Source organism: uncultured Lutibacter sp. (genome assembly GCF_937891065.1).
Taxonomy (GTDB): Bacteria; Bacteroidota; Bacteroidia; order Flavobacteriales; family Flavobacteriaceae; genus Lutibacter.
On sequence record NZ_CALAEQ010000088.1, the window covers coordinates 1 to 2,157 of the forward strand.

A 2,157-nucleotide genomic window follows, 5' to 3' on the forward strand; every position below is an offset into this window, starting at 1 on the left:
AATTTTCAATATATTTTTTAAATATATAGAATGGTAAATCACTGTATTTATAACCTAATTTTAAACGCTGATCTGCACTAACAATGCTATCTATCATTATAGAGCCATAATCGTTTCTTAAAAATAAATTTTGAGCAACTTCAATATTAAATTTATTTGATTTTTTATCTCTATAAAATTCTAATGAAGGTTTATGTGTTAAACTATCTAACGTATGTAAATAAAATGGAATCCAAGCTTTTAATCTCCCATAATGAGAAAGCACTTCTTTAACCGATAAAGAACTTTTATTAGAATGTTTAAATTCAGGAATTAAATTTCCCAAAGTACTTTCTAAATTTAAAGCTCCCTTTTCCTCCAGCTGCATAATAAGAGGTAACGTAGCTAGTATTTTTGTCATAGAAGCAATATCATAAATATCATTATTACCAACAGCTACATCATTTTCATCAGTATGAAAACCAAAGTTTTTTTGATAAACAACTTTCCCTTTTCTAGCAACTAAAACTTGTAACCCAGGAGCCATTTTTTCTTTTAAAACAACTTCAGCAAGTGAATCAATCTTATTTAATTTTTCGCTACTCAGACCAACATCTTCAGGAATGGAATAGCTTAAACGTTTTAAAGAAGTTGACATTAAACCATGTCCTTCTGAAAACACATTTTTTATAGATACTGGAAGTTTTCCTTTTGTTTCTATAGCTCCAAAAATCATTTGAGCTGAAATCTCTTGTGAAACTTTACTATTTTGATAAGAAAGTAGCAATCCGTTGATGTTTTCAAAAGTTTTAAGCTGCAATAAACAATATGGACTTGCAAAAACATCTAAAATTATTGTTTTAGTTCTTGCTATTTCTTGCAACCAAACTAGTTCTTTATCTTTAAATTTATAATCTTCCCAAGGGTTAAAATTAGATTTATGATATCCAACAATCACTAAATTATATGGTTTCAATTTTGTTATTAATTCATCTAAATTTTCACTTGAAACCTCATCAACATTGGTATAATTTTTTAGCATATTTACAAAATCATTATTTTCTGCATCACCTAATTTAATATATGCTATTTTCTTCTTATCTAAATTTTGAATTGGAAATACTAAAGATTCATTTTTCAATAATGAAATAGAGTTTTCAACTAACTTTCTATGCAATAACTCATCAGATATTGAATTTAAATCTTCTTCTAAAGAATTTAAATTTACAGGTTTAAGTTTGCTTAAACCAGCCCAATACTTTGCTTTTAAGATTTTAATTACCGAAAAATTTAATCTATCCTCAGAAACAACTTTTGCTTCTAAAGCTTCTTTCATTTTTGTAATTGCAGCAGGAACATCTTCTGGAATTAATAACATATCATTTCCTGCGATAAATGCAGCTAAATCAACTTCTCCAGGTTTTGCAAAATTTGCTGCTCCTTTCATATTTAAAGCATCTGTTAAAATTAAACCCTTAAAATTCAACTGCTCTTGTAACAAATTTGTTATAACATTATAAGAAAGTGATGTAGGCATTTCTTCATTAGACTCTAGCGATTTCACACTTAAATGCGCAACCATTACACTTGCTAAATTACTTTTAAACAACTGCTTATATGGATATAATTCAATTGAATCTAATCTTTCAATATCAAAATCTAAAACAGGTAACGCTTTATGAGAGTCTGTAGATGTATCTCCGTGCCCAGGAAAATGTTTTGCATTTGCTAAAACTTGTTGACTTTGCATTCCTTTAATAAATGCTAAAGCTTTTTGAGTCACATTTTCTCTACTTTCGCCAAAGGACCGATTCCCTATTATTGGGTTTTCAGGATTTGTATTTACATCAACAACTGGTGCGAAATTGATATGAATTCCTAACCTTTTGCACTGTTCACCTAGTCTACTTCCAAATTCTTCAATTAATTTATCATCTCTAATTGCCCCAAGAGTCATATTCCAAGGAAAACGATATGTATTTTCCAATCTCATATCTAATCCCCATTCTCCATCAAAACCAATAAGCAATGGAATTTTAGAAATTGATTGGTAATTATTATTTAGAATTGCCTGTTTTTCAGGTGTTCCCTGCATAAAAATTAGCCCACCAATATGATAATTTTCAATTAAACTGTCAATAAATTTTATGTGTTTTTCATCCTTATTAGAATATGCTT

General features: G+C 28.5%; 1 protein-coding gene. It reads right to left on the bottom strand.

Translation table 11 applies throughout. The features are described from left to right. On the bottom strand, positions 1-2,157 hold a 2,157-nt coding region (locus Q0352_RS05100), incomplete at both ends, for a glycoside hydrolase family 3 N-terminal domain-containing protein (protein ID WP_299524604.1).